Consider the following 867-nt stretch of genomic DNA (forward strand, 5'->3'; position numbering starts at 1 on the left):
CTCCACGGCTCCGGCTACGCCGCCGGCCCCCGCCTGCTCCACCTGGCCGTCCGCACCCTCGACCAGGTCCACGCCGCCGACCGCCTCAAAGCCTCCGTCGAAACCCTCGCCGAACAGACCGGCGAAAGCGCCACCGCCGGACTCCTCGTCGGCAACGAGATCGTGCTCGTGGCCCGCAAAGAACCCGCCCACTCCCTGCGCGCCGTCGCCCGCGTCGGCGACGTCCTGCACCCCCACACCTCCGCCATGGGCAAAGCCGTCCTGGCCATGCTGCCCACCCCCCGGCAACTCGACATCCTGCGCACCGCCGTCGGCGAACACGCCGAACAAGCCCTCACCGACACCCACGCCGAACTCGCCACCGCCCGCGAACAAGGCTTCGCCGTCGACGAGGAAAGCTACGCCATCGGCCTGCGCTGCCGCGCCGCCGCCATCCTCGACCGCTCAGGCCACGCCGTCGGCGGCATCTCCATCGCCGGCCCCGCCGCCCGCTTCACCCGCGAGAACGCCAACGCCTGCGTACCCGCCCTGCTGGCCGAGACCAGACGCCTGTCCCTGGAGACAAGGAGCACCCGTTGACCACCTCGCAGGCCCTCTTCCACCGAGCCACCCACCACGTCCCCGGCGGCGTGCACTCCAACACCCGCTACCAAACCCCCCACCCCCTCTACTTCGCCCGCGCCGAAGGCCCCTACCTGTGGGACGTCGAAGGCCACCGCCACCTCGACTGCACCATGGGCAACGCCTCCGTCATGCTCGGCCACGCCCACCCCACCGTCACCGACGCCGTCACCACCGCCGTCCGCCACGGACTCACCACCGGCGTCGAAACCGAAGCCGCCGTCACCGCCGCCGAACACCTCGCCC

The 867-nt window shown here is 72.2% G+C and carries 2 protein-coding genes; both read left to right on the forward strand.

Going from position 1 to position 867, the window contains the following annotated elements; translation table 11 throughout:
* A partial coding sequence (locus FAF44_RS53395; RefSeq protein WP_237111152.1) for an IclR family transcriptional regulator occupies positions 1-579 on the forward strand: 579 nt, incomplete at its 5' end.
* A partial coding sequence (locus FAF44_RS53400) for an aminotransferase class III-fold pyridoxal phosphate-dependent enzyme (protein ID WP_237111153.1) occupies positions 576-867 on the forward strand: 292 nt, incomplete at its 3' end. The genes FAF44_RS53395 and FAF44_RS53400, both read left to right, overlap by 4 nt.

This window comes from Nonomuraea sp. MG754425 (assembly GCF_021699195.1).
In the GTDB taxonomy this organism is placed as follows: Bacteria; Actinomycetota; Actinomycetes; order Streptosporangiales; family Streptosporangiaceae; genus Nonomuraea.